Annotated in this window: 19 protein-coding genes; 12 read left to right on the forward strand and 7 right to left on the reverse strand. The window is 35.4% G+C overall.

Translation table 11 applies throughout. The features are described 5' to 3' along the window. Positions 1–16: 16 nt before the first annotated feature. The 6 genes from gyrA to dnaA form a co-directional block, all read right to left on the reverse strand. The gene (gene gyrA, locus ACYPXO_RS03415) at positions 17–2,497 is read right to left on the reverse strand and encodes a DNA gyrase subunit A (RefSeq protein ID WP_459639281.1); all 2,481 of its coding nucleotides are present in this window, start codon (positions 2,495–2,497) and stop codon (positions 17–19) included. Between the two features lie 23 nt (positions 2,498–2,520). Further along, entirely contained in the window at positions 2,521–4,437 is a 1,917-nt protein-coding gene (gene gyrB, locus ACYPXO_RS03420) for a DNA topoisomerase (ATP-hydrolyzing) subunit B (protein WP_459639282.1), read from the reverse strand. A gap of 10 nt (positions 4,438–4,447) precedes the next feature. Next, the gene (recF, locus tag ACYPXO_RS03425; protein ID WP_459639283.1) at positions 4,448–5,533 is read right to left on the reverse strand and encodes a DNA replication/repair protein RecF; all 1,086 of its coding nucleotides are present in this window, start codon (positions 5,531–5,533) and stop codon (positions 4,448–4,450) included. Then, the gene (locus ACYPXO_RS03430; protein WP_459639284.1) at positions 5,530–5,739 is read right to left on the reverse strand and encodes an RNA-binding S4 domain-containing protein; all 210 of its coding nucleotides are present in this window, start codon (positions 5,737–5,739) and stop codon (positions 5,530–5,532) included. The genes recF and ACYPXO_RS03430 overlap by 4 nt, the downstream gene beginning before the upstream one ends. Positions 5,740–5,741: 2 nt before the next feature. Further along, positions 5,742–6,851 carry a DNA polymerase III subunit beta gene (dnaN, locus tag ACYPXO_RS03435; RefSeq protein ID WP_459639285.1) on the reverse strand — a complete coding sequence of 370 codons (1,110 nt, stop codon included), beginning with the start codon at positions 6,849–6,851 and terminating at the stop codon, positions 5,742–5,744. A 184-nt stretch (positions 6,852–7,035) separates the two neighbouring features. Further along, on the reverse strand, positions 7,036–8,406 hold the full coding sequence (gene dnaA / locus ACYPXO_RS03440) for a chromosomal replication initiator protein DnaA (protein ID WP_459639286.1): 1,371 nt from the start codon (positions 8,404–8,406) through the stop codon (positions 7,036–7,038). 381 nt (positions 8,407–8,787) lie between these two features. Between dnaA and rpmH the strand changes: the two genes are divergently transcribed. The 8 genes from rpmH to rsmG are packed head-to-tail and all read left to right on the forward strand — an operon-like array spanning position 8,788 to position 15,619. Beyond that, positions 8,788–8,922: a 50S ribosomal protein L34 gene (rpmH, locus tag ACYPXO_RS03445; RefSeq protein ID WP_009461914.1), complete on the forward strand. Its 135-nt coding sequence runs from the start codon at positions 8,788–8,790 to the stop codon at positions 8,920–8,922. Between the two features lie 47 nt (positions 8,923–8,969). Further along, the gene (gene rnpA, locus ACYPXO_RS03450; RefSeq protein WP_459639287.1) at positions 8,970–9,362 is read left to right on the forward strand and encodes a ribonuclease P protein component; all 393 of its coding nucleotides are present in this window, start codon (positions 8,970–8,972) and stop codon (positions 9,360–9,362) included. Beyond that, a complete protein-coding gene (gene yidD / locus ACYPXO_RS03455; RefSeq protein ID WP_459639288.1) occupies positions 9,352–9,546 on the forward strand; it encodes a membrane protein insertion efficiency factor YidD in 195 nt (64 codons plus the stop codon). The genes rnpA and yidD overlap by 11 nt, the downstream gene beginning before the upstream one ends. 21 nt (positions 9,547–9,567) lie before the next feature. After that, complete coding sequence (locus ACYPXO_RS03460) at positions 9,568–10,830, forward strand: YidC/Oxa1 family membrane protein insertase (protein ID WP_459639289.1); 1,263 nt, start codon at positions 9,568–9,570, stop codon at positions 10,828–10,830. A 12-nt stretch (positions 10,831–10,842) separates the two neighbouring features. Next, positions 10,843–11,610, forward strand: a complete 768-nt coding sequence (gene jag, locus ACYPXO_RS03465; RefSeq protein ID WP_459639290.1) for an RNA-binding cell elongation regulator Jag/EloR — start codon at positions 10,843–10,845, stop codon at positions 11,608–11,610. Positions 11,611–11,666: 56 nt separating this feature from the next. Beyond that, the gene (gene mnmE / locus ACYPXO_RS03470; RefSeq protein WP_459639291.1) at positions 11,667–13,040 is read left to right on the forward strand and encodes a tRNA uridine-5-carboxymethylaminomethyl(34) synthesis GTPase MnmE; all 1,374 of its coding nucleotides are present in this window, start codon (positions 11,667–11,669) and stop codon (positions 13,038–13,040) included. After that, entirely contained in the window at positions 13,006–14,904 is a 1,899-nt protein-coding gene (gene mnmG / locus ACYPXO_RS03475) for a tRNA uridine-5-carboxymethylaminomethyl(34) synthesis enzyme MnmG (RefSeq protein ID WP_459639292.1), read from the forward strand. Before mnmE ends, mnmG begins: the two co-directional genes overlap by 35 nt. Before the next feature lies 1 nt (position 14,905). Next, on the forward strand, positions 14,906–15,619 hold the full coding sequence (gene rsmG, locus ACYPXO_RS03480; protein WP_459639293.1) for a 16S rRNA (guanine(527)-N(7))-methyltransferase RsmG: 714 nt from the start codon (positions 14,906–14,908) through the stop codon (positions 15,617–15,619). A gap of 14 nt (positions 15,620–15,633) precedes the next feature. Here rsmG and ACYPXO_RS03485 read toward each other — a convergent pair whose 3' ends face one another. Next, on the reverse strand, positions 15,634–16,596 hold the full coding sequence (locus tag ACYPXO_RS03485) for an alpha/beta fold hydrolase (protein ID WP_459639294.1): 963 nt from the start codon (positions 16,594–16,596) through the stop codon (positions 15,634–15,636). A 184-nt stretch (positions 16,597–16,780) separates the two neighbouring features. Between ACYPXO_RS03485 and ACYPXO_RS03490 the strand changes: the two genes are divergently transcribed. The 4 genes from ACYPXO_RS03490 to serS are packed head-to-tail and all read left to right on the forward strand — an operon-like array spanning position 16,781 to position 20,261. Then, on the forward strand, positions 16,781–17,548 hold the full coding sequence (locus ACYPXO_RS03490) for a ParA family protein (protein WP_459639295.1): 768 nt from the start codon (positions 16,781–16,783) through the stop codon (positions 17,546–17,548). Next, positions 17,548–18,450 carry a ParB/RepB/Spo0J family partition protein gene (locus ACYPXO_RS03495; protein ID WP_459639296.1) on the forward strand — a complete coding sequence of 301 codons (903 nt, stop codon included), beginning with the start codon at positions 17,548–17,550 and terminating at the stop codon, positions 18,448–18,450. Before ACYPXO_RS03490 ends, ACYPXO_RS03495 begins: the two co-directional genes overlap by 1 nt. Beyond that, complete coding sequence (locus tag ACYPXO_RS03500; protein ID WP_459639297.1) at positions 18,440–18,961, forward strand: DUF4446 family protein; 522 nt, start codon at positions 18,440–18,442, stop codon at positions 18,959–18,961. Before ACYPXO_RS03495 ends, ACYPXO_RS03500 begins: the two co-directional genes overlap by 11 nt. Positions 18,962–18,983: 22 nt before the next feature. Continuing rightward, entirely contained in the window at positions 18,984–20,261 is a 1,278-nt protein-coding gene (gene serS / locus ACYPXO_RS03505) for a serine--tRNA ligase (protein WP_459639298.1), read from the forward strand. Positions 20,262–20,278: the final 17 nt, after the last annotated feature.

Consider the following 20,278-nt stretch of genomic DNA (forward strand, 5'->3'; position numbering starts at 1 on the left):
CTCTGATTTTTCTATTTTATTCCACTGTTTCCTCCGGATTTTCTTCCAACTCCGAAGAAGTTTCTCTTACTTTTGCAATGCTTGCAACCTTTTCATCTTCGTGTAAATTAATCAGTTTTACACCTGATGTAATACGTCCCAAAACGGAAATACTACTACATTCCATACGAATGATAATTCCTTCCGTGTTAATGATCATCACTTCATTGTCTTCATTGACTGCCTTAACACCGACTACATTTCCTGTTTTTTCTGTAATCTTATAACATTTTACACCTTTACCTCCACGGTTCTGACTTGTAAATTCACTCATCTCCGTGCGTTTTCCCATACCTTTTTCAGATACGATCAATAGATGTTCTCCCTGTGTATTTAACTGCATTCCGACAACTTCATCTCTATCGCCTAGATTCATTCCCCTCACTCCCATGGAAGTTCTTCCTGTTGAGCGGACGTCTTTTTCATTGAAACGTATACACTGACCGTATTTTGTCACTAAAATAATATCTTTTTCATTATCTGTCGCTTTTACTTCGATTAATTCGTCTTCTTCACGAAGTGTAATTGCAGCAAGTCCTGTTTTTCTTACGTTTGCATAATCCGTAATCGGTGTTTTCTTCACAAGACCTTTCTTTGTCGCCATAAACAGATATTCACCCTGCACATATTCTTTGATTGGAATAATTGCAGTAATCTTTTCTTCCGGCATTAACTGAAGTAAGTTAATAATTGCTGTGCCTCGCGCTGTTCTGCTTGCTTCCGGAATTTCATATGCTTTCAAACGGTACACACGACCTGTGTTCGTAAAGAACATAACATAGTGATGAGTACTTGTCATAAACAGATCCTCAATGTAGTCCTCCTCGAGAGTCTGCATTCCCTTTATACCCTTACCGCCTCTGTTCTGACTCTTAAATGTATCTACCGTCATACGTTTAATATAACCAAGTTTTGTCATTGTAATAACAACATTTTCTCTCGGAATTAAATCTTCCATGGAAATATCATACTCATCAAATCCGATTGATGTTCTTCTCTCATCACCGTATTTATCACGGATAATGATAATCTCTTCTTTGATAACACCCAACAATAACTTTCTGTCTGCAAGAATTGCTTTCAACTCTCCAATACGTTTCATCAGTTCCGCATATTCTGTTTCGAGTTTTTCTCTTTCTAATCCTGTTAATGCACGCAATCTCATATCAACGATTGCCTGTGCCTGCACTTCTGTTAAATCAAACGCTGCAATCAAGCCTTCTTTGGCAATCTGCGTTGTCTTAGAGCCCCTTATAATTCTGATGACTTCATCAATATTATCAAGGGCAATTAATAATCCCTGCAAAATATGAGCTCGTTCTTCTGCCTTGTTTAACTCATATTTTGTTCTTCTTGTTACCACTTCTTCCTGATGTTTTAGGTAGTGGTTTAACATATCAAGAAGATTCATTACTCTTGGTTCATTATTTACTAGCGCAAGCATAATTACACCAAATGTATCCTGCATCTGTGTATGTTTGTATAATTGATTTAAAATTACATTTGCATTTGCATCACGGCGAAGTTCAATACAAATACGCATTCCTTCTCGATTTGACTGGTCACTTAAATCTGTAATACCGTCAATTTTCTTATCACGGACAAGTTCTGCGATTTTCTCTATCAATCTTGCTTTATTAACCATATACGGAAGTTCCGTTACAACAATACGGCTCTTTCCGTTCTGCATCGGTTCAATATCCGTCACTGCACGAACACGAATTTTTCCACGTCCTGTACGATATGCTTCCTCAATTCCTCTTGTGCCTAGAATTGTAGCGCCTGTCGGAAAATCAGGACCTTTTACAATCTGTAAAATATCCTCAATCGTTGTTTCTCCTGTTTCTTCAATCTGATCATCGATAATTTTTACAACCGCATTAATCACTTCTTTTAAGTTGTGCGGTGGTATATTTGTTGCCATTCCTACAGCAATTCCTGATGTTCCGTTTACAAGAAGATTTGGAAATCTCGCAGGAAGTACGGCAGGTTCTTTTTCTGTTTCATCAAAGTTTGGTACAAAATCAACAGTATCTTTGTTAATGTCTGCTGTCAGTTCCATTGAAATTTTACTTAAACGTGCCTCTGTATAACGCATTGCGGCAGCACCGTCGCCGTCCACAGAACCGAAGTTTCCATGTCCGTCTACAAGAGGGTATCTTGTAGACCATTCCTGAGCCATATTTACTAATGCACCGTAAATGGAACTATCTCCGTGCGGATGATATTTACCCATTGTATCACCGACAATACGAGCACATTTACGGTGTGGTTTGTCCGGCCCGTTGTTCAATTCTATCATCGAATATAAAATTCTTCTCTGTACAGGCTTTAATCCATCTCTGACATCAGGCAATGCACGGGAAGCGATAACACTCATGGCATAATCGATATATGAACTTTCCATTGTCTTTTTCAGGTCAACATCATGAACTTTATCAAAAATATTATCTTCCATTTTTCTTTCTCCTTCTCGCTATCCTAGACGTCTAAGTTCTGGACATATTTTGCATTTTCCTCAATAAATTCTCGTCTTGGCTCTACTTTATCGCCCATAAGGGTTGTAAATGTCAAATCAAGTTCTGAAGATGTTTCCTCGTCCATTGTAACACGGAGCAATACTCTGTGTTCAGGTGACATTGTTGTTTCCCACAACTGTTCTGCATCCATCTCTCCAAGACCTTTATATCTCTGAATCTTATTATTTCCGTCCCTTCCCACTTCCGTAAGAATTTGGTTTAACTCTTCATCGCTGTACGCATACCATACTTTTTTGTTTTTCTCAAGTTTGTAAAGAGGCGGCTGCGCAAGATAAACATATCCCTCTTTAATCAAATCCGGCATAAAACGATACAGGAAAGTCAACAATAATGTACTGATATGAGCGCCGTCTACATCGGCATCCGTCATGATAATGATTTTATGATAACGCAATTTTGAAATGTCAAAATCATCGTGAATTCCCGTACCGAAAGCAGTAATCATCGCTTTGATTTCCGCATTGGCATAAATTTTATCTAATCTTGCTTTCTCCACATTCAAAATTTTCCCACGAAGAGGAAGAATTGCCTGTGTAGCTCTATCTCTCGCAGTTTTTGCCGAACCGCCGGCAGAATCACCCTCTACAATGTAAATTTCGCAATTTGCCGGATCCTTATCCGAACAATCTGCAAGTTTTCCCGGAAGTGACATTGTTTCTAAAGCAGATTTTCTTCTCGTTAAATCTCTTGCCTTTCTTGCCGCTTCTCTTGCACGTTGTGCCATAACGGATTTTTCTACCGTCATTTTTGCAACATTCGGATTTTGTTCTAAAAATATTTGTAACTGTGTGCTGACAATATTGTCCACTGCACCTCTCGCTTCACTGTTACCTAATTTCTGCTTTGTCTGACCTTCAAACTGAGGGTCGCCGATTTTTACACTTACAATGGCAGTAAGCCCCTCTCTTATATCTTCTCCTGAAAGGTTTGGCTCACTGTCTTTTAATAGTCTGTTTTTTCTCGCATAGTCATTAAATGTTTTTGTGAGGGCATTTCTAAATCCGACAATATGTGTTCCCCCTTCCGGAGTTGTAATATTATTTACAAAACCGTAAGTATTGTCGCTGTAGGAATCATTGTGCTGCATGGCAACTTCAACTGCAACACCATCCTTCTCACCTTCACAATAAATGATTTGTTCATATAGCGGTGTTTTGCTTTTGTTTAAGTATGTTACAAATTCCTTAATACCGCCTTCATAGTGAAATGTCTTCTCAACCCGTTCTTCAGGACGTTCGTCTGCAAGAATAATTTTTAAATTTCTTGTTAAGAATGCCATCTCTCTGAAACGTTGTTTTAATGTATCATAATCGAAAATTGTTTCTTCAAAAATTTCTTTATCCGGTAAAAATGTTACTTTCGTTCCTGTTTTTTCTAGGTCACAAGTGCCTGTAACTTCCAGTTTATACATTACATGACCTCTCTCGTAACGCTGTTTATAAACTTTTCCGTCCTTGTAAATTTCTACTTCAAGCCATTCTGAAAGTGCATTTACAACCGATGCACCTACACCGTGAAGTCCTCCGGATACTTTGTATCCTCCTCCACCGAATTTACCGCCTGCATGAAGGACCGTAAACACAACTTCAACCGCCGGAAGTCCCGCTTTATGATTAATTCCCACAGGGATACCACGCCCATTATCAATAACCGTAATGGAATTATCTTTGTTAATTGATACATAAATTGTATCACAATACCCTGCAAGCGCCTCATCAACCGCATTGTCTACAATTTCGTACACCAGATGGTGAAGTCCTCTTACCGATGTACTTCCAATGTACATTCCCGGTCTTTTTCTTACCGCTTCCAATCCTTCCAGTATTTGAATCTGATCTGCACCATATTCTGTACTCATATAAATCCTCCTAATTTTCTTTCTTTACCTGTCCGCCATTAACATGAAATACTTTATTTATCAAAAAGCGTCTGTTGACAAATTCATCTACACCTGTACAGGTGATGATTGTCTGTATATTGCTTATACTGTCCAATAAATAATTCTGCCTATTTTTATCCAACTCCGATAATACATCGTCAAGAAGTAAAATAGGAGTATCGTGAATTAACAGTTTTACCAATTCTATTTCCGAAAGTTTTAAAGACAATGCCGCTGTCCGTTGTTGACCCTGCGATCCGAATTTTCGAATATCTAAATCACCTGTCTTAAAACATATATCATCCCGATGCGGTCCTACAGACGTACTTTTCATTCTAATGTCCCTCTCTCTATTTTTCTGAATTGCCTCAGAAAAATCCGCATCTCCAATGCTTTTCTCATAAAATAAATTTAATTTTTCTTTACCGCCGGTTAATTTTCCATGCACATCCTCAATAATCTCATTGATTTGTGCAATAAATTTTTCCCGCCTTTGCATAACTCTGTTTCCATAATGTGCCATTTGTATATCCCACACATCAAGAGTAGCAAGTAAATCATCTCTGCCGCAAATATCTTTCAGCAACTTATTTCTCTGATTGATAATCCGATTATAGTTTGACAAATCATTCAAATATACTTTATCCAATTGGGAAAGTTCCATGTCTATAAATCTTCGTCTTTCCGAAGGACCGTTTTTTATAATATTTAAATCCTCCGGCGAAAAAAACACAAGATGAATTACACCGAACAGTTCACTCGCCTTTCTGATCGGCATTTTATTGATAGCAATTCCTTTTGGGCTATTTTTCTTTAAGTGAATATCAATTTTAAATTCTATTCCCTTTTTCTCAATAACAGTTTCAATGTGAGATTCTTCCTGCCCGAACCGTATCATATCTCTGTCTTTCGTTCCCCTGTGGGACTTTGTTGTCCCTGATAAATAAATTGCCTCCAAAATATTTGTCTTTCCCTGTGCATTATCGCCGTAAAGAATATTTGTTGCATTATCAAAATCAAGGTTTAACAAATCATAATTTCTAAAATTTTTAAGTTTCAAAGATTTAATAATCATTTTTCTATCTGAATTTCTTCTCCGTCAAAAAAGACAATATCTCCGTCATACAGTTTTCTTCCTCTTCTTGTATCCACTTCTCCGTTGACCTGAACAAGTCCGTCCTGAATGACTTCTTTTGCCTCGACGCCGGACTCAACAAGTCCGGCTGCTTTTAACGCCTGTCCTAATTTAATAAATTCATCTCTTAATTTTATTTTTTCCATCTCTACACCACCGCACTAAAATTTACCGGTAAAATCAGGTAAATGTAACTTTCTTTTTCATCTCTGATAAAACAAGGTGCTTTCGCATTTGTCAGATAAATATTAATCTCTTCATCCTCTATAACACGAAGTGCATCCATCAAAAATTTAGGATTAAATCCAATCAATAAATCTTTACCTTCTTTGGCAATCAGAATATCCTCGTTCATTGAACCGAGTTGAGATTGAATCTTTAATTCCATTGTATCATCGCCGATATTAATGATAATCGGTTTCTTATCTCCTTCTTTGACAAGAAGCATTGCCCTGTCGATACAGTTTAACAATTCTTTCTTATTCACTCTTACTTTAGTTTCATAATCACTTGAAAGCATTTGATCTATTTTGAAATATTCTCCCTCAATCAAACGGGATACAACAACTGTTCTGTCAAATTCAAATACAATATGATTATCCGTAAAATAAATATTTGCCTTGCTTTCTACTTCACCTGAAAGGATTTTACTAACCTCAATCAAAGTTTTTCCCGGAACAATCACTTTTCTCGATGTATAATTATTCATCAATTCTACTTTTCTGATAGAAATGCGGTGTCCGTCCAGCGCGACCACTTTCAGAATACTCTCATTAATTTCAAACAATTCTCCGGTCATTAATTTATTACTGTCATGATCAGAAATTGTAAAGATGGTCTGTCGTATAATTTCTTTTAAAGTAAATTGCGACAATTCTACCGGTTCTTCTTTTTCGATATAAGGCAGATAAGAAAATTCTTCTCCTGACTTTCCTGCAATATTGAATTTTGCTTTTTCACAAGTAATCAATGTCTGAAGGTTTGGTTGGGTTTCAATAACAACTTCATTATCAGGTAATTTTCTAACAATTTCAGAAAAGATTTTTGCATCAATGGCAATTAACCCTTTCTCAATAATGTCACCTTCAATAATTGTTTCGATACCAAGTTCCATATCATTTGCTGTCAACTTAATAATATCTGTTGTAGCATCTATCAGAATACATTCAAGTATAGGCATTGTTGTTTTTGAAGGTACTGCTTTCGAAACAATGCTTACACCTTTAACTAGATTTGATTTTGTACAAATAATTTTCATGTGTTGTTAACTCCTTTCACAATCCCCATAGAGAGTAAATAATATAAAAGATATCCGCCTTATTCGCCGTAGGGGCTGGGGATATGTGGATAACTCCCCTTAAACCTGTAAATAAAAGCATTCTAAGGTTGGATAAGTATGTTCATATCTGCTTTATAATGTGTGTAACCTTTAAGGATAACTTTTAAACCGGGTTTAACTTTTTCTTAATAATGTCAATTGTATTGTTAAGTGTATCGTTAGTTTTCAACTCAGCCTTAATTTTATCCACACCGTGATTAATAGTGGAGTGGTCACGACCGCCAAGAATAATTCCAATGGATTTTAAAGGCGTATCTATCATTGTTCGGCAAAGATACATGGCAATTTGTCTTGGCATAACAATTTCTGAGTTACGTTTACCGCTCTTTAAGTCGGCAACGGATACGTTAAAGTGTTCTGCAACAACATCTATAATTAAATCAATCGTGATAGTACGATTTTCATTCGGTGAAATAATATCTTTCAAAGCTTCCGCGGCAAGAGGAATATCAATTTCTTTGGAAGAATTATAGTTCAGTTTATAAAGGGCAATTAACTTATTTAAAGACCCTTCCAATTCTCGAATATTTGATTTAACGTTGTTAGCTATATATTCCACAACATCATCAGGAATGTGATAAACATCTAAATTATCCAGTTCGATTTTTTTCTGAAGAATAGCCATTCTTGTTTCATAATCCGGTGAAGAAATATCGGCGATAAGTCCCCACTCAAAACGGGTACGAAGGCGCGCTTCCAGTGTTTCAAAGTCTTTAGGCGGCTTATCACTGGAAAGAATAATCTGTTTTCCTGATACATGAAGGTGGTTAAAAGTATGGAAAAATTCTTCCTGTGTACTTTCTTTACCTATGATAAACTGAACGTCATCGATTAAAAGAACATCGATATTACGGTATTTTTCTCTAAATGAAGTCATTGTAGATTCATTTCCTGTACGACCGCTTTTAATTGCTTCGATCAGTTCGTTTGTAAATGTTTCACTTGTAACATATAACACCTTTTTTGTAGGGTCTTCTTCTAATATAAAGTGGGCGATTGAGTGCATAAGGTGGGTTTTACCCAATCCTACACCTCCATATAGAAATAGAGGATTGTACACTTCGCCGGGAGATTCGGCAACTGCCAGAGAAGCCGCATGGGCAAACTGGTTGTTATTACCTACGACAAAAGTATCAAAGGTGTATTTATGATTTAGGTTGGCTTGTTCAATAATGGTCTTAATTTTTTGATTTTCTTCTTTTGTTTCTGTTTTCTTTATATCGTCTTCACAAATAAAAACTACATTATATTCCTCATCTGTTACTTCGGCGATACAAACACGCAAAGGAAGTTCGTATTTATGTTTTATGTGGTCGATACTTGCTTTTAACTCACATAGAAGAAAAACGGTATTGTCCTTTACTTCATGAACCTTTAGAGGTTTAATCCATGTATTAAAAGACACATTTGAAAGCCCATATTCAATTCTTAATTTTTCAATAATTTCACTCCACTTTTCCTTGACGATATTCATATTAACGACTCCTAATTCTTGCATTTGTGCATAGTACACCTACTATACCTATACTATAATACAGTATATTTTACATCAAAATTGGTGTTTAAGCAATGAAAAATCATGTGGATAACTTTATAAACACGGAAAATCCCAGTAAAATAGGGGAAAACTATAAAGGAAAAAAAGAAAATACACATAAAATTAACACTATATCCCCGAAATATCCACAAGTTATCCACACAATGTGGATAATGTGGAGAAATGAAAAAAATAGTATAAAATTGTAGGTTTTGCTTGACGAAAAGCGGTTTTATAACTATAATTAAAAGCGATGTCTTTAAAAAATAATATACTTATATATATAGTATAGGTTTGAGTTTAAGGAGGTGGATATCAATGAAAATGACATTCCAACCAAAAAAGAGATCTAGAGCGAAAGTTCACGGATTCAGAGCAAGAATGAGCACAGCAGGTGGAAGAAAAGTTTTAGCTGCCAGAAGAGCAAAAGGAAGAAAGAAATTATCAGCGTAGGCCGCATATATGTGGCCTTTTCTTCTATAAAAATTGGGAGATGAAAGATGCAATTTTCCGAATCTTTAAAGAAAAACAGAGATTTTCAAATCGTATATAAGCGTGGCAAATCGTACGCAAATAAATATTTGGTTATGTATAAGAAACCAAACGGTTTAAATAAAAACAGAATAGGAATTTCGGTAAGTAAAAAAGTAGGAAATAGTGTGGTAAGACACAGACTAACTCGTTTGATTAGAGAAAGTTATCGACTACAAGAAAGTAAAATGCAATGTGGATATGATATAGTTGTGATTGTGAGGGCATCGGCGAATGACAAATCGTATAGAGAAATAGATAGCGCCCTAGTCCACTTGGCTAAACTTCATCATATATATAATCTGATGGAAAAGAAAAATGGAGATGGAATAAGTGAAGAAACTGCTTATAATGCTAATTAAGTTTTATAGAAAATATTTATCCGGATTGAAAGTAAGAACGCACTGTATTTATATACCAACCTGTTCAGAGTATGGGTTAGAGGCAATTGAGAAGTACGGTGCTTTTAAGGGAAGTATTCTTACAATATGGAGAATTATGCGTTGTAATCCATTTTCAAAAGGGGGATATGACCCCGTACCTTAAAGTGCAGTAGGAGGAAAAAATATGACTGGTACATTATTAACACAGGCAACTACGCCAATCATTGGACGGATAGCATGGTTGCTCGGAAAATTAATGGACGGTATCTTTAATGTAATGAGCAGTTTATTCGGTATTGAAAATATCGGTATCTGTATTATTATCTTTACAATTATTATTTATACATTATTAATACCGTTGACAATTAAACAGCAGAAGTTTTCAAAAATGTCTGCGGCAATGAATCCTGAACTTCAGGCAATTCAGAAAAAATACAGAGGAAAAAGAGATCAAACGTCCGTGCTGAAAATGCAGGAAGAAACACAGTTGGTTTATGATAAATATGGAACATCACCAACAGGCGGATGTGGTTCATTATTAATTCAATTTCCTATTTTATTGGGACTTTGGCAGGTAATTCAGAATATTCCGGCATATGTAGGCGGAGTTAAAGATGCTTATTTACCGCTTGTAAAATCCATTATGGCAACAGACGGTTACCAGAAGATTATGGAAGGTATCGGAAAAGCCTCTCCTATATTAATCGACCCGAAACATTTTGATTATACAAAAACAAATACAATTATTGACGTATTATATAAATTTCAGGATAGCACTTGGGATACACTTGCAGATAAATTTAGTAATTTGGATTCCGTTATTGAAAGCACACATCAGAATGTACAGCATTTAAATAGTTTTCTTGGAATTAATCTTGCAGAAACACCTAAAACAATGTTTATGGATGGAATTAAGACGGGTGCGTTAGTATTAATTGTTGTAGCGTTAATTATTCCTGTTTTATCAGGTCTTACACAGTGGCTCAGTATTAAGTTGACATCAACAGCATCAACAACACAGACAGCAGATAATCCGATGGCAAGTCAGATGAAAATGATGAACGTGATGATGCCTATGTTATCAGTATTTATGTGTTTCACATTCCAAGCCGGTTTAGGTTTGTACTGGATTGCCAGTGCGGTTGTCCGATGTGTGCAGCAGTTGATTATTAATAAGTATTTGGAAAAAATATCAGTAGATGATTTGATTGCTAAAAATGTAGAGAAAGTGAAAAAGAAACGTGAGAAAAAAGGAGCATCTGCTAAGAATATTAACGAAATGGCTCAAAGAAACGTAAGAAACATTCAGGAGCCAAATGTGAATAAGATGACAGATGCTGAAAAAGAAGAGCGTTTAAAGAAAGCAGCGGAAGCAAATAAAAATGCTAAAGCGGGAAGTCTTGCATCAAAGGCAAACATGGTAAAGAGATTTAATGAGAATAACTAAGGGGGTTTCATTATGAATGAAATTACAGTATCGGCAAAAACATTGGACGATGCGATTACAGAGGCTCTTATTCAGTTAGGCGCTACAAGCGATCAGGTTGAATACGATGTAATTGAAAAAGGAAGTGCCGGATTTCTTGGAATAGGAAGTAAACAGGCAGTTATTAAGGCATGGAGAAAAGTTGAAACACCTGTTGTAGAAGAGATAAAAGAAGAAATTAAACAAGAGATAAAAGAAGAAAAAGAACTTACTGTTGAGAAAAAAGTTGTTGAAGAACATCCTGTAAAAGAACATAACGAGCATAAACTTGGGGCGGTGGAAAAAACAACTGTATCAGTTTGCGAAGCATTTTTACATGATGTATTAAAAACAATGGGAATGGAAGTTGAAATCGTTTCTCATATTGACGAAGAAGGTGCGTTAAATATTGAAATGAAGGGTGAAAATATGGGAATCCTTATCGGAAAAAGAGGACAGACTTTAGATTCACTTCAATATTTAACAAATCGTGTTGCAAATAAATCACAAGAAGAATATGTTCGTGTGAAATTAGACACAGAAAATTATCGTCAAAGAAGAAAAGAAACATTGGAAAATCTTGCAAAGAATATTGCATATAAAGTTAAGAGAACAAAAAAATCAGTTTCTCTTGAGCCGATGAATCCTTATGAAAGAAGAGTAATTCATTCAGCATTACAGGGCGACAAATATGTATCTACGCACAGCGAAGGTGAAGAACCATACAGACGCGTAGTTGTAACATTGGCAAGAAGATATTAAGAATAAAGGCGGCATCTTTTATAAAGAGGCTGCCTTTTTTGAAAGGAAGATTTCTTATGAAAAAAGATACGATTGTGGCAATTGCAACGGCGATGTCCAGTGCGGGAATCGGCATTGTCAGAATAAGCGGAAACGAAGCGATAGAAATTATTCAAAAAATATTCAGAGGGAAAAAAGAGAAGAATTTTGAGGAAGAAAAAACATATACAATTCATTACGGATATATTGCTGATGGGGAAGAAATCATTGATGAAGTATTAGTTATGCTGATGAAAGCACCTCATAGTTACACCGGAGAAGATACGGTAGAAATAGATTGTCACGGCGGAATTTATGTAGTGAAAAAAATTATGGAAACTGTTATTAAATATGGTGCAAGACCAGCGGAGCCGGGAGAATTTACAAAAAGAGCATTTTTAAACGGAAAAATGGATTTATCACAGGCAGAGGCAGTTATTGATATTATTGATTCAAAAAATGAGTATGCCTTGAAGAGTTCCGTAAGTCAACTGAAAGGCTCGGTGCAGAAGAAAATTAAGGAAATTAGAGAAGAAATTCTATATCATACGGCATTTATTGAAACAGCGTTGGATGATCCGGAGCATATTAGCGTAGATGGTTATGGGGAAACATTAAAAGAAGTTGTAGATAAACTGCTGGAAGAAATCGACAGGTTGCTGATAAGTGCAGATAATGGTAGAATAATCAAGGAAGGAATTAAGACGGTTATTGTTGGAAAACCAAATGCCGGAAAATCATCCCTGCTAAATGTCCTTGTAGGTGAGGAACGTGCTATTGTTACCGATATTGAGGGAACGACAAGAGATGTTTTGGAGGAAAATATTCAACTACAAGGCGTAAGTCTTAATATTATGGACACAGCGGGAATTCGAGAAACAAAAGATATTGTGGAAAAAATCGGAGTAGATAAGGCGAAAAATCATGCCAGTGAAGCGGATTTGATTATTTATGTGGCGGATGCGTCCAGACCGCTTGATACAAATGATGAGGAAATTATCGAGATGATACAGGATAAACAGGCAATTGTTCTGTTAAATAAATCTGACTTGGAAATGGTTGTAACAAAAGAAGAATTGCAAAAAAAACTGGACAAACCGATGATTATCATTTCTGCAAAAGAAGAGCAGGGAATAAAAGAACTGGAAGAAACGTTAAAAGAAATGTTTTTCCATGGAGATATTTCTTTCAATGATGAAGTGTATATTACAAATATAAGACATAAAACGGCACTTCAAGATGCGGCGGAAAGCCTTAAAAAAGTGCTTATCAGCATAGAAAATGGAATGCCTGAAGACTTTTACTCCATTGATTTGTTAGATGCATATGAGTCACTTGGAAGTATTACGGGCGAAACGATAGGAGAAGATTTGGTAAATGAAATATTCAGCAAATTCTGTATGGGAAAATAAAGATGAATACGATGTTGTTGTAATCGGAGCGGGGCACGCCGGCTGTGAAGCAGGGCTTGCCACGGCAAGACTCGGATTAAAAACGATTGTATTTACGGTAAGTATAAATAGCGTTGCCCTTATGCCATGTAATCCAAATATCGGCGGGACATCAAAAGGGCATCTAGTAAGGGAAATTGATGCTTTAGGCGGAGAAATGGGAAAGGTAATTGATAAAACATTTATTCAGTCTAAGATGTTAAATAAATCAAAAGGACCTGCCGTGCATTCATTAAGAGCGCAGGCGGATAAAGCGCAGTATAGTAAAACAATGCGGTGCGTGTTGGAAAATCAGGAAAATTTAGAATTAAAACAGGCGGAAGTAACGGATATTTTGGTGGAAAATGGAAAAGTAACCGGTGTTCAGACATATTCGGGTGCAATTTATCATTGTAAAGCAGTTGTTTTATGTACGGGAACATACTTAAAATCAAGATGTATTTACGGTGATATCAGTAATGAAACAGGTCCTGACGGTTTACAGGCTGCCAATTATCTAACAGATTGTCTGAAAAGTCTTGGTATTGAAATGTATCGTTTTAAGACAGGGACACCTGCAAGGATTGATAAAAATTCTATTGATTTTAGTAAAATGGAAGAGCAGTTTGGTGATGAGAGAGTTGTTCCGTTCTCCTTTACGACAAATCCGGAGGACATACAGATTGAACAGGCATCTTGTTGGCTTACTTATACAAATGAAAAAACGCATGATATTATCCGTAAAAATTTAGACCGTTCACCTTTATTTTCAGGGATGATTGAGGGAACAGGACCACGTTATTGTCCGTCTATAGAAGACAAAGTTGTAAAATTTGCGGATAAAAACAGACATCAAGTATTTATTGAACCGGAAGGATTGGACACAAATGAGATGTATATTGGAGGAATGTCCAGTTCACTGCCGGAAGACGTACAGTATGAAATGTACAGAAGTGTTCCGGGCTTGGAAAATGCAAGAATTATGCGAAATGCCTATGCCATTGAATATGATTGCATAGATGCAAGACAACTATATCCGACACTGGAGTTTAAGAAAATAGAAGGGCTTTACAGTGGAGGACAATTTAACGGAAGTTCGGGATATGAGGAAGCGGCAGCACAAGGATTAATTGCAGGAATTAATGCGGCATTGAAACTTCTCGGACGGGAACAGATTGTTATAGACCGCTCAGAAGGATATATAGGTGTTTTGATTGATGATTTGGTAACAAAAGAAAGTCATGAACCGTATCGTATGATGACTTCCCGTGCAGAGTATCGCTTGTTATTAAGACAGGATAATGCAGACCAAAGATTAACGGAGATTGGCTATAAAGTGGGATTGATCTCAAATGATAGGTATTCTCATTTGAAAGAAAAGGAAAAGCAAATTGCTCAGGAAGTTGAACGAGTTAAACATACAAATATAGGAGCAAATGCAAAAGTACAGGAAGTTTTGGAAAAGTATGGAAGTACACCACTTAATTCGGGGACAACTTTAGCAGAATTAATAAGAAGACCGGAGTTGAATTATGAGGCACTTGCACCTATTGATGCGAAGAGAGAAAAATTGAGCGATGAAGTAATTGAACAGGTAAATATCAGCATTAAATATGAAGGATATATTACACGGCAGATGAAGCAGGTAGAACAGTTTAAAAAATTGGAAACGAAACGTATTCCGGATGATATTGATTATGATGATGTAAAAAGCCTTAGAATTGAAGCGGTGCAAAAATTAAAACAGTATCGACCTATTTCTATTGGACAGGCATCTAGAATTTCGGGTGTTTCACCTGCGGATATTTCAGTACTTCTTGTATATATGGAACAGTGGGGAAAATAAGATGAGCAAATTATTTGAAGAAAAATTAGCACATTTAGATATAGTATTAGATGATGTACAGAAACAACAATTTCATCGATTTTATGAAATCCTTGTAGAGTGGAATAGTTTTATGAATTTAACAGGGATTACAGAGTATGAAGAAGTAAACGAAAAACATTTTGTGGACAGTGTATCTCTAGTAAAAGCGTTGGATGTATCAAAGGTAAAGACGGTGATAGACGTAGGAACTGGGGCGGGTTTTCCGGGGATTCCGCTAAAAATTGCATTTCCTCATTTAGAAATTGTTCTTTTAGATTCATTAAATAAAAGAGTGAAATTTTTAAATGAAGTGATTGAACAACTTGGATTGACTGGAATAAAAGCAATTCATGGAAGAGCGGAAGACTATGCGAAACAGAAAGAGTATAGAGAACAGTTTGATCTCTGTGTTTCACGAGCGGTAGCAAATCTTTCTACTTTATCAGAATATTGTCTTCCGTATGTAAATGTGGGTGGAATGTTTATTCCATATAAATCGGGAGAAATTGATTCGGAAGTAGAGGCGTCTAGGAAAGCGATTCATATTTTGGGAGGCAAACTTTCGGAAGTGATTAAATTTCAGTTGCCGGGAACAGACATTGGACGTTCATTTGTAAAAATAGAAAAAGTACAGAATACAAGTAAAAAATATCCAAGAAAAGCCGGATTACCGGCAAAAGAGCCACTTTTGTAAAGTGGCTCTTTTATTTATTCTGTTTCTAATAAAATCTGTAATTGTTCAATAAAGGTTTCGGGTTGTTCTATATGAGGAACAAAAAGAGATTTTTCAATATGGACAACTTCGATGGAAGGAAGTTTTTCCTGATATTGTTCTCCTATACACTTACATTCTTTTATATGTTCATCTCCTGAAATAATAAAAATACTATTATTTAAAGAATGCAAAGCGCTTATTACATTTGCGTTTAAATAGCGCCCTTTTATACTTGCAAAAACATATTTTGATGCGGAATTACAAGTGTGTGCAGACTCGTAATAATTTTGTATCAGTTCTTCGGATACTTTGTTGCTATTGTAATAGTATTCCTTTTCTAATAGGGAAGTAATATTTTTCTTTGTGAAAATAATATTATAAACCAAAGTACCAATAATATGTGTATTTAAAAGTAGTTTTAGTATTTTACTGTTTTTATTAGGTGATTTGTTTAATGATGCGAAAGAATGTGGAGAAACCATGACAATTTTATTTATAATGGTATCATCCATATAACACGCCATCAAAATAAATGAAGAAGATAATCCGCTTGCGACAATATCTGTCTTTTTACCGATTACCTGCTTAATAAAATCAGTAATTAACTGTACATATAAATAATTGGTGTATGTGATATTTGGCTTTTCTGAACGACCACAGCCAAGCAAATCTATTGTGTAAACCGTATTTGTTTTAGATAATTCCTTTACAATTTTATTCCATTCATATCCGGAATTCATTGAAGTTGTATCGTGAATGAGTAGCAGTGGTTTGCCTGTTCCGTGTTTTGTATAAAAAATTTTCCCGAAACGCCACTCATAATAGTTTCCCTTGATTTTATCTAAAACATTTTCAACAGTAGAAATAAAATAGATTAGTTTATTTATAATGAACATAACAAATGTAGTTATTGCTACAAATAAGGCGCAGTTCATTAATTTTTTCTTCCAGTTCATAAAATCACCTCGCATCTTTTTGTTTTTATTATACTACAGAATAAAGGACAAGGAAAGAAAATGTTTCACGTGAAACATTTTTGAGAAAAATCTTTTAAAAATAACAATGTTTCACGTGAAACATTGTAGATTTAAAAATAAAAAGGTGTTATAATTGGAAAGTGATAGAAAGGGGACTATACAAATGGGAAGAATAATAGCGATTGCGAATCAGAAAGGTGGAGTTGGAAAAACAACTACATCTATTAATTTGTCCGCTTGTTTGAGTGCTTTAGGAAAAAGAGTTTTGGCAATAGACATGGATCCACAGGGAAATATGACCAGTGGATTAGGAATAGATAAGGACAATGTGGAATATACTGTATATGATTTGATTATTGGAGAGGCTGATATTAAAGAAGTTATCTGCAAAGAAACTTTAGAAAATCTAGATGTTTTACCAACAAATATTGATTTGTCAGCAGCTGAGATTGAATTGATAGGAGTAGATAATAAAGAGTACATTATCAGAGATGCAGTAGATAAAGTAAAAGAAGACTATGATTTTATTATTATTGACTGTCCGCCGTCATTGAGTATGCTGACAATTAATGCAATGACAACAGCAGATACAGTTCTTGTTCCAATTCAATGTGAATATTATGCATTGGAAGGTTTAAGTCAGTTGATACATACGATAGATTTGGTAAAGGAACGTTTAAATCCTAAATTAGAGATGGAAGGCGTTGTCTTTACAATGTATGATGCCAGAACGAATTTATCACTTCAGGTTGTGGAAAATGTAAAAGAAAATCTCAATAAAGCAATCTATAAAACGATTATTCCAAGAAACATACGTTTAGCAGAAGCACCAAGTCATGGAATGCCAATTAATTTGTATGACCCGAAATCAGCAGGTGCAGAAAGTTATATGTTGTTAGCAGAAGAGGTAATTAATAAAGGAGAAGAATAATGGCGGTAAAACGTGGTGGTTTGGGAAAAGGACTGGACAGCCTGATTCCTGAGAAAAAAGAAGTAAAAACAAAACAGGAAAAACCTGTCAAAGCAGGTGAACAAATGATTAAATTATCATTAATTGAGCCAAATCGGTCACAGCCAAGAAGAATGTTTGAGGAGGACTCTTTGCTGGAATTGGCAGATTCAATTAAACAGTTTGGTGTATTACAACCGCTGCTTGTACAAAAAAAAGATGATTTCTATGAAATTATTGCAGGGGAAAGACGCTGGAGAGCGGCAAAACTTGCGGGAATAAAAGAAGTTCCGGTTGTTGTAAGAAAATATACAGATCAGGAAATGGTAGAAATTGCACTGATTGAAAACATACAAAGAGAAAACTTAAATCCGATAGAAGAAGCAATGGCATATAAACGCTTGTTAGAAGAGTTTTCGTTGAAACAGGATGAAGTAGCGGAAAGAGTTTCAAAAAGCAGAACAGCAGTAACAAATTCTTTGCGTCTGCTCAAGTTGAATGAAAAAGTACAGCAAATGATTATTGATGATATGATTTCCACAGGACACGCGAGAGCATTGCTTGCCATTGAAGATGAGGAACAACAATACCTTTTGGCAGACAAGATTTTTAATGAAAAATTAAGTGTGCGTGAAACGGAAAAATTAATTAAAGAATTAAAAAATCCGAAAAAGGAAAAAGCGAAAAAAGTTATAGAAAATGACTTTATTTACAAAGCAAGTGAAGAACGAATGAAATCACTTATGGGAACAAAAGTCAGCATTAATCCGAAGGCAAACGGCAAAGGGAAAATAGAAATAGAATATTATTCAGAGGAAGATTTTGAACGCATATATGACTTGATTATGAGTATAGAAAAAGGAGATGCGTCAAATGAACAGTAAGATATTAGAAAGTATTGGAATTGATCCGTTTTACATTTTGGTTGTTATGCTGTTATTGATTGTATTATTGTTTGTGATCGTAATCGGTATAAATATGAAATATAATCGTCTAAAAGCAAGTTACAATTCTTTTATGCGCGGAAAAGATGGAAAAACATTAGAGAAAAGTATTTTATCTAAATTCAAAGAAATTGATGCACTTTCCACGTTGACAAAAAGAACACGACAGGAAGTAAAAGAAATGAGTCGAAAAATGGCAGGCTCATATCAGAAAGTAGGAATTGTAAAATACGATGCTTTTAATGAAATGGGAGGAAAACTAAGTTTTGCTCTTACATTATTAGATGGAAACGACAATGGATATATTATTAATGCGATGCATAGCAGAGAAGGCTGTTATCTCTATATAAAAGAAATTGTAAAAGGACAAAGTTATATAGAACTTGCCGAGGAAGAGGCAGAATCATTAGAAAGAGCAATTTATCAGGAAACATTCGGTTTAGATGTTTAAAGGAAATAAGGAGGAAGATGATATGTTAGACATTAAATTTTTGAGAAGTAATCCGGAGGTAGTAAAGCAGAATATCCGTAATAAATTTCAGGATGCTAAATTACCTTTAGTAGATGAAGTGATTGAGTTAGATAAAAGAAACAGAGAAATTAAACAGGAAGTAGAGGCTTTAAGAGCAAACAAAAATCAGATTTCTAAAAAAATCGGTGCGTGTATGGCTCAGGGAAAAAAGGAAGAAGCAGAAGAATATAAAAGACAGGTAGCACAAAACGCAGGAAGAATGGAAGAATTGTCAACAGAAGAAAAAGAAGTAGAAGAAAAAATTAAAACAATTATGATGACAATTCCAAATATTATTGATCCATCAGTTCCAATTGGAAAAGATGATAGTGAAAATGTAGAATTGGAAAAATTCGGTGAACCGGTTGTGCCTGATTTTGAAATTCCATACCACACAGAAATTATGGATAAATTTAACGGAATTGATACAGAGGCAGCCGGAAAAGTTGCAGGACAGGGATTTTATTACTTGATGGGAGATATTGCAAGATTACATTCGGCAGTTATCTCATATGCTCGTGACTTTATGATTGACAGAGGATTTACTTACTGCATTCCGCCATATATGATTCGAAGCAATGTTGTTACAGGAGTAATGAGTTTTGCTGAAATGGATTCTATGATGTACAAAATTGAGGGGGAAGATTTATACCTTATCGGAACAAGCGAACACTCAATGATTGGAAAATTTATCGATACATTAAATGATGAAGAAAAACTTCCATATACATTAACAAGTTATTCACCATGTTTCCGTAAAGAAAAGGGAGCGCACGGTATTGAAGAACGAGGTGTATATAGAATTCACCAGTTTGAAAAACAGGAAATGATTGTTGTATGTAAGCCGGAAGAAAGTATGGAATGGTATGAAAAAATGTGGAAAAATACAGTGGATTTATTCCGTTCTCTTGATATTCCTGTTCGTACATTGGAATGTTGTTCAGGTGATTTAGCAGACTTGAAAGTAAAATCAGTAGATGTGGAAGCATGGTCACCAAGACAGCAGAAATATTTTGAGGTGGGAAGTTGTTCAAATCTCGGAGATGCACAGGCAAGAAGGCTTGGCATCCGTGTAAAAGGAAAAGACGGAAAATATTTTGCTCATACATTAAACAATACGGTAGTTGCACCGCCTAGAATGTTAATCGCATTTTTGGAAAATAATTTACAGGCAGATGGCAGTGTGAGAATTCCGGAAGCGTTAAGAGCATATATGGGTGGAAAAACAGAAATCAGATAATACAAAGGCGGAAATAA

It is taken from the genome of Faecalimonas canis (assembly GCF_054601575.1).

Excerpts from the sequence above, each read along its gene's own strand:
- gyrA (WP_459639281.1), bottom strand. The coding sequence starts at position 2,497 with ATGGAAGATAATATTTTTGATAAAGTTCATGATGTTGACCTGAAAAAG.
- gyrB (WP_459639282.1), bottom strand. The coding sequence starts at position 4,437 with ATGAGTACAGAATATGGTGCAGATCAGATTCAAATACTGGAAGGATTG.
- recF (WP_459639283.1), bottom strand. The coding sequence starts at position 5,533 with ATGATTATTAAATCTTTGAAACTTAAAAATTTTAGAAATTATGATTTG.
- ACYPXO_RS03430 (WP_459639284.1), bottom strand. The coding sequence starts at position 5,739 with ATGGAAAAAATAAAATTAAGAGATGAATTTATTAAATTAGGACAGGCG.
- dnaN (WP_459639285.1), bottom strand. The coding sequence starts at position 6,851 with ATGAAAATTATTTGTACAAAATCAAATCTAGTTAAAGGTGTAAGCATT.
- dnaA (WP_459639286.1), bottom strand. The coding sequence starts at position 8,406 with ATGAATATCGTCAAGGAAAAGTGGAGTGAAATTATTGAAAAATTAAGA.
- rpmH (WP_009461914.1), top strand. The coding sequence starts at position 8,788 with ATGAAAATGACATTCCAACCAAAAAAGAGATCTAGAGCGAAAGTTCAC.
- rnpA (WP_459639287.1), top strand. The coding sequence starts at position 8,970 with ATGCAATTTTCCGAATCTTTAAAGAAAAACAGAGATTTTCAAATCGTA.
- yidD (WP_459639288.1), top strand. The coding sequence starts at position 9,352 with ATGCTAATTAAGTTTTATAGAAAATATTTATCCGGATTGAAAGTAAGA.
- ACYPXO_RS03460 (WP_459639289.1), top strand. The coding sequence starts at position 9,568 with ATGACTGGTACATTATTAACACAGGCAACTACGCCAATCATTGGACGG.
- jag (WP_459639290.1), top strand. The coding sequence starts at position 10,843 with ATGAATGAAATTACAGTATCGGCAAAAACATTGGACGATGCGATTACA.
- mnmE (WP_459639291.1), top strand. The coding sequence starts at position 11,667 with ATGAAAAAAGATACGATTGTGGCAATTGCAACGGCGATGTCCAGTGCG.
- mnmG (WP_459639292.1), top strand. The coding sequence starts at position 13,006 with ATGAAATATTCAGCAAATTCTGTATGGGAAAATAAAGATGAATACGAT.
- rsmG (WP_459639293.1), top strand. The coding sequence starts at position 14,906 with ATGAGCAAATTATTTGAAGAAAAATTAGCACATTTAGATATAGTATTA.
- ACYPXO_RS03485 (WP_459639294.1), bottom strand. The coding sequence starts at position 16,596 with ATGAACTGGAAGAAAAAATTAATGAACTGCGCCTTATTTGTAGCAATA.
- ACYPXO_RS03490 (WP_459639295.1), top strand. The coding sequence starts at position 16,781 with ATGGGAAGAATAATAGCGATTGCGAATCAGAAAGGTGGAGTTGGAAAA.
- ACYPXO_RS03495 (WP_459639296.1), top strand. The coding sequence starts at position 17,548 with ATGGCGGTAAAACGTGGTGGTTTGGGAAAAGGACTGGACAGCCTGATT.
- ACYPXO_RS03500 (WP_459639297.1), top strand. The coding sequence starts at position 18,440 with ATGAACAGTAAGATATTAGAAAGTATTGGAATTGATCCGTTTTACATT.
- serS (WP_459639298.1), top strand. The coding sequence starts at position 18,984 with ATGTTAGACATTAAATTTTTGAGAAGTAATCCGGAGGTAGTAAAGCAG.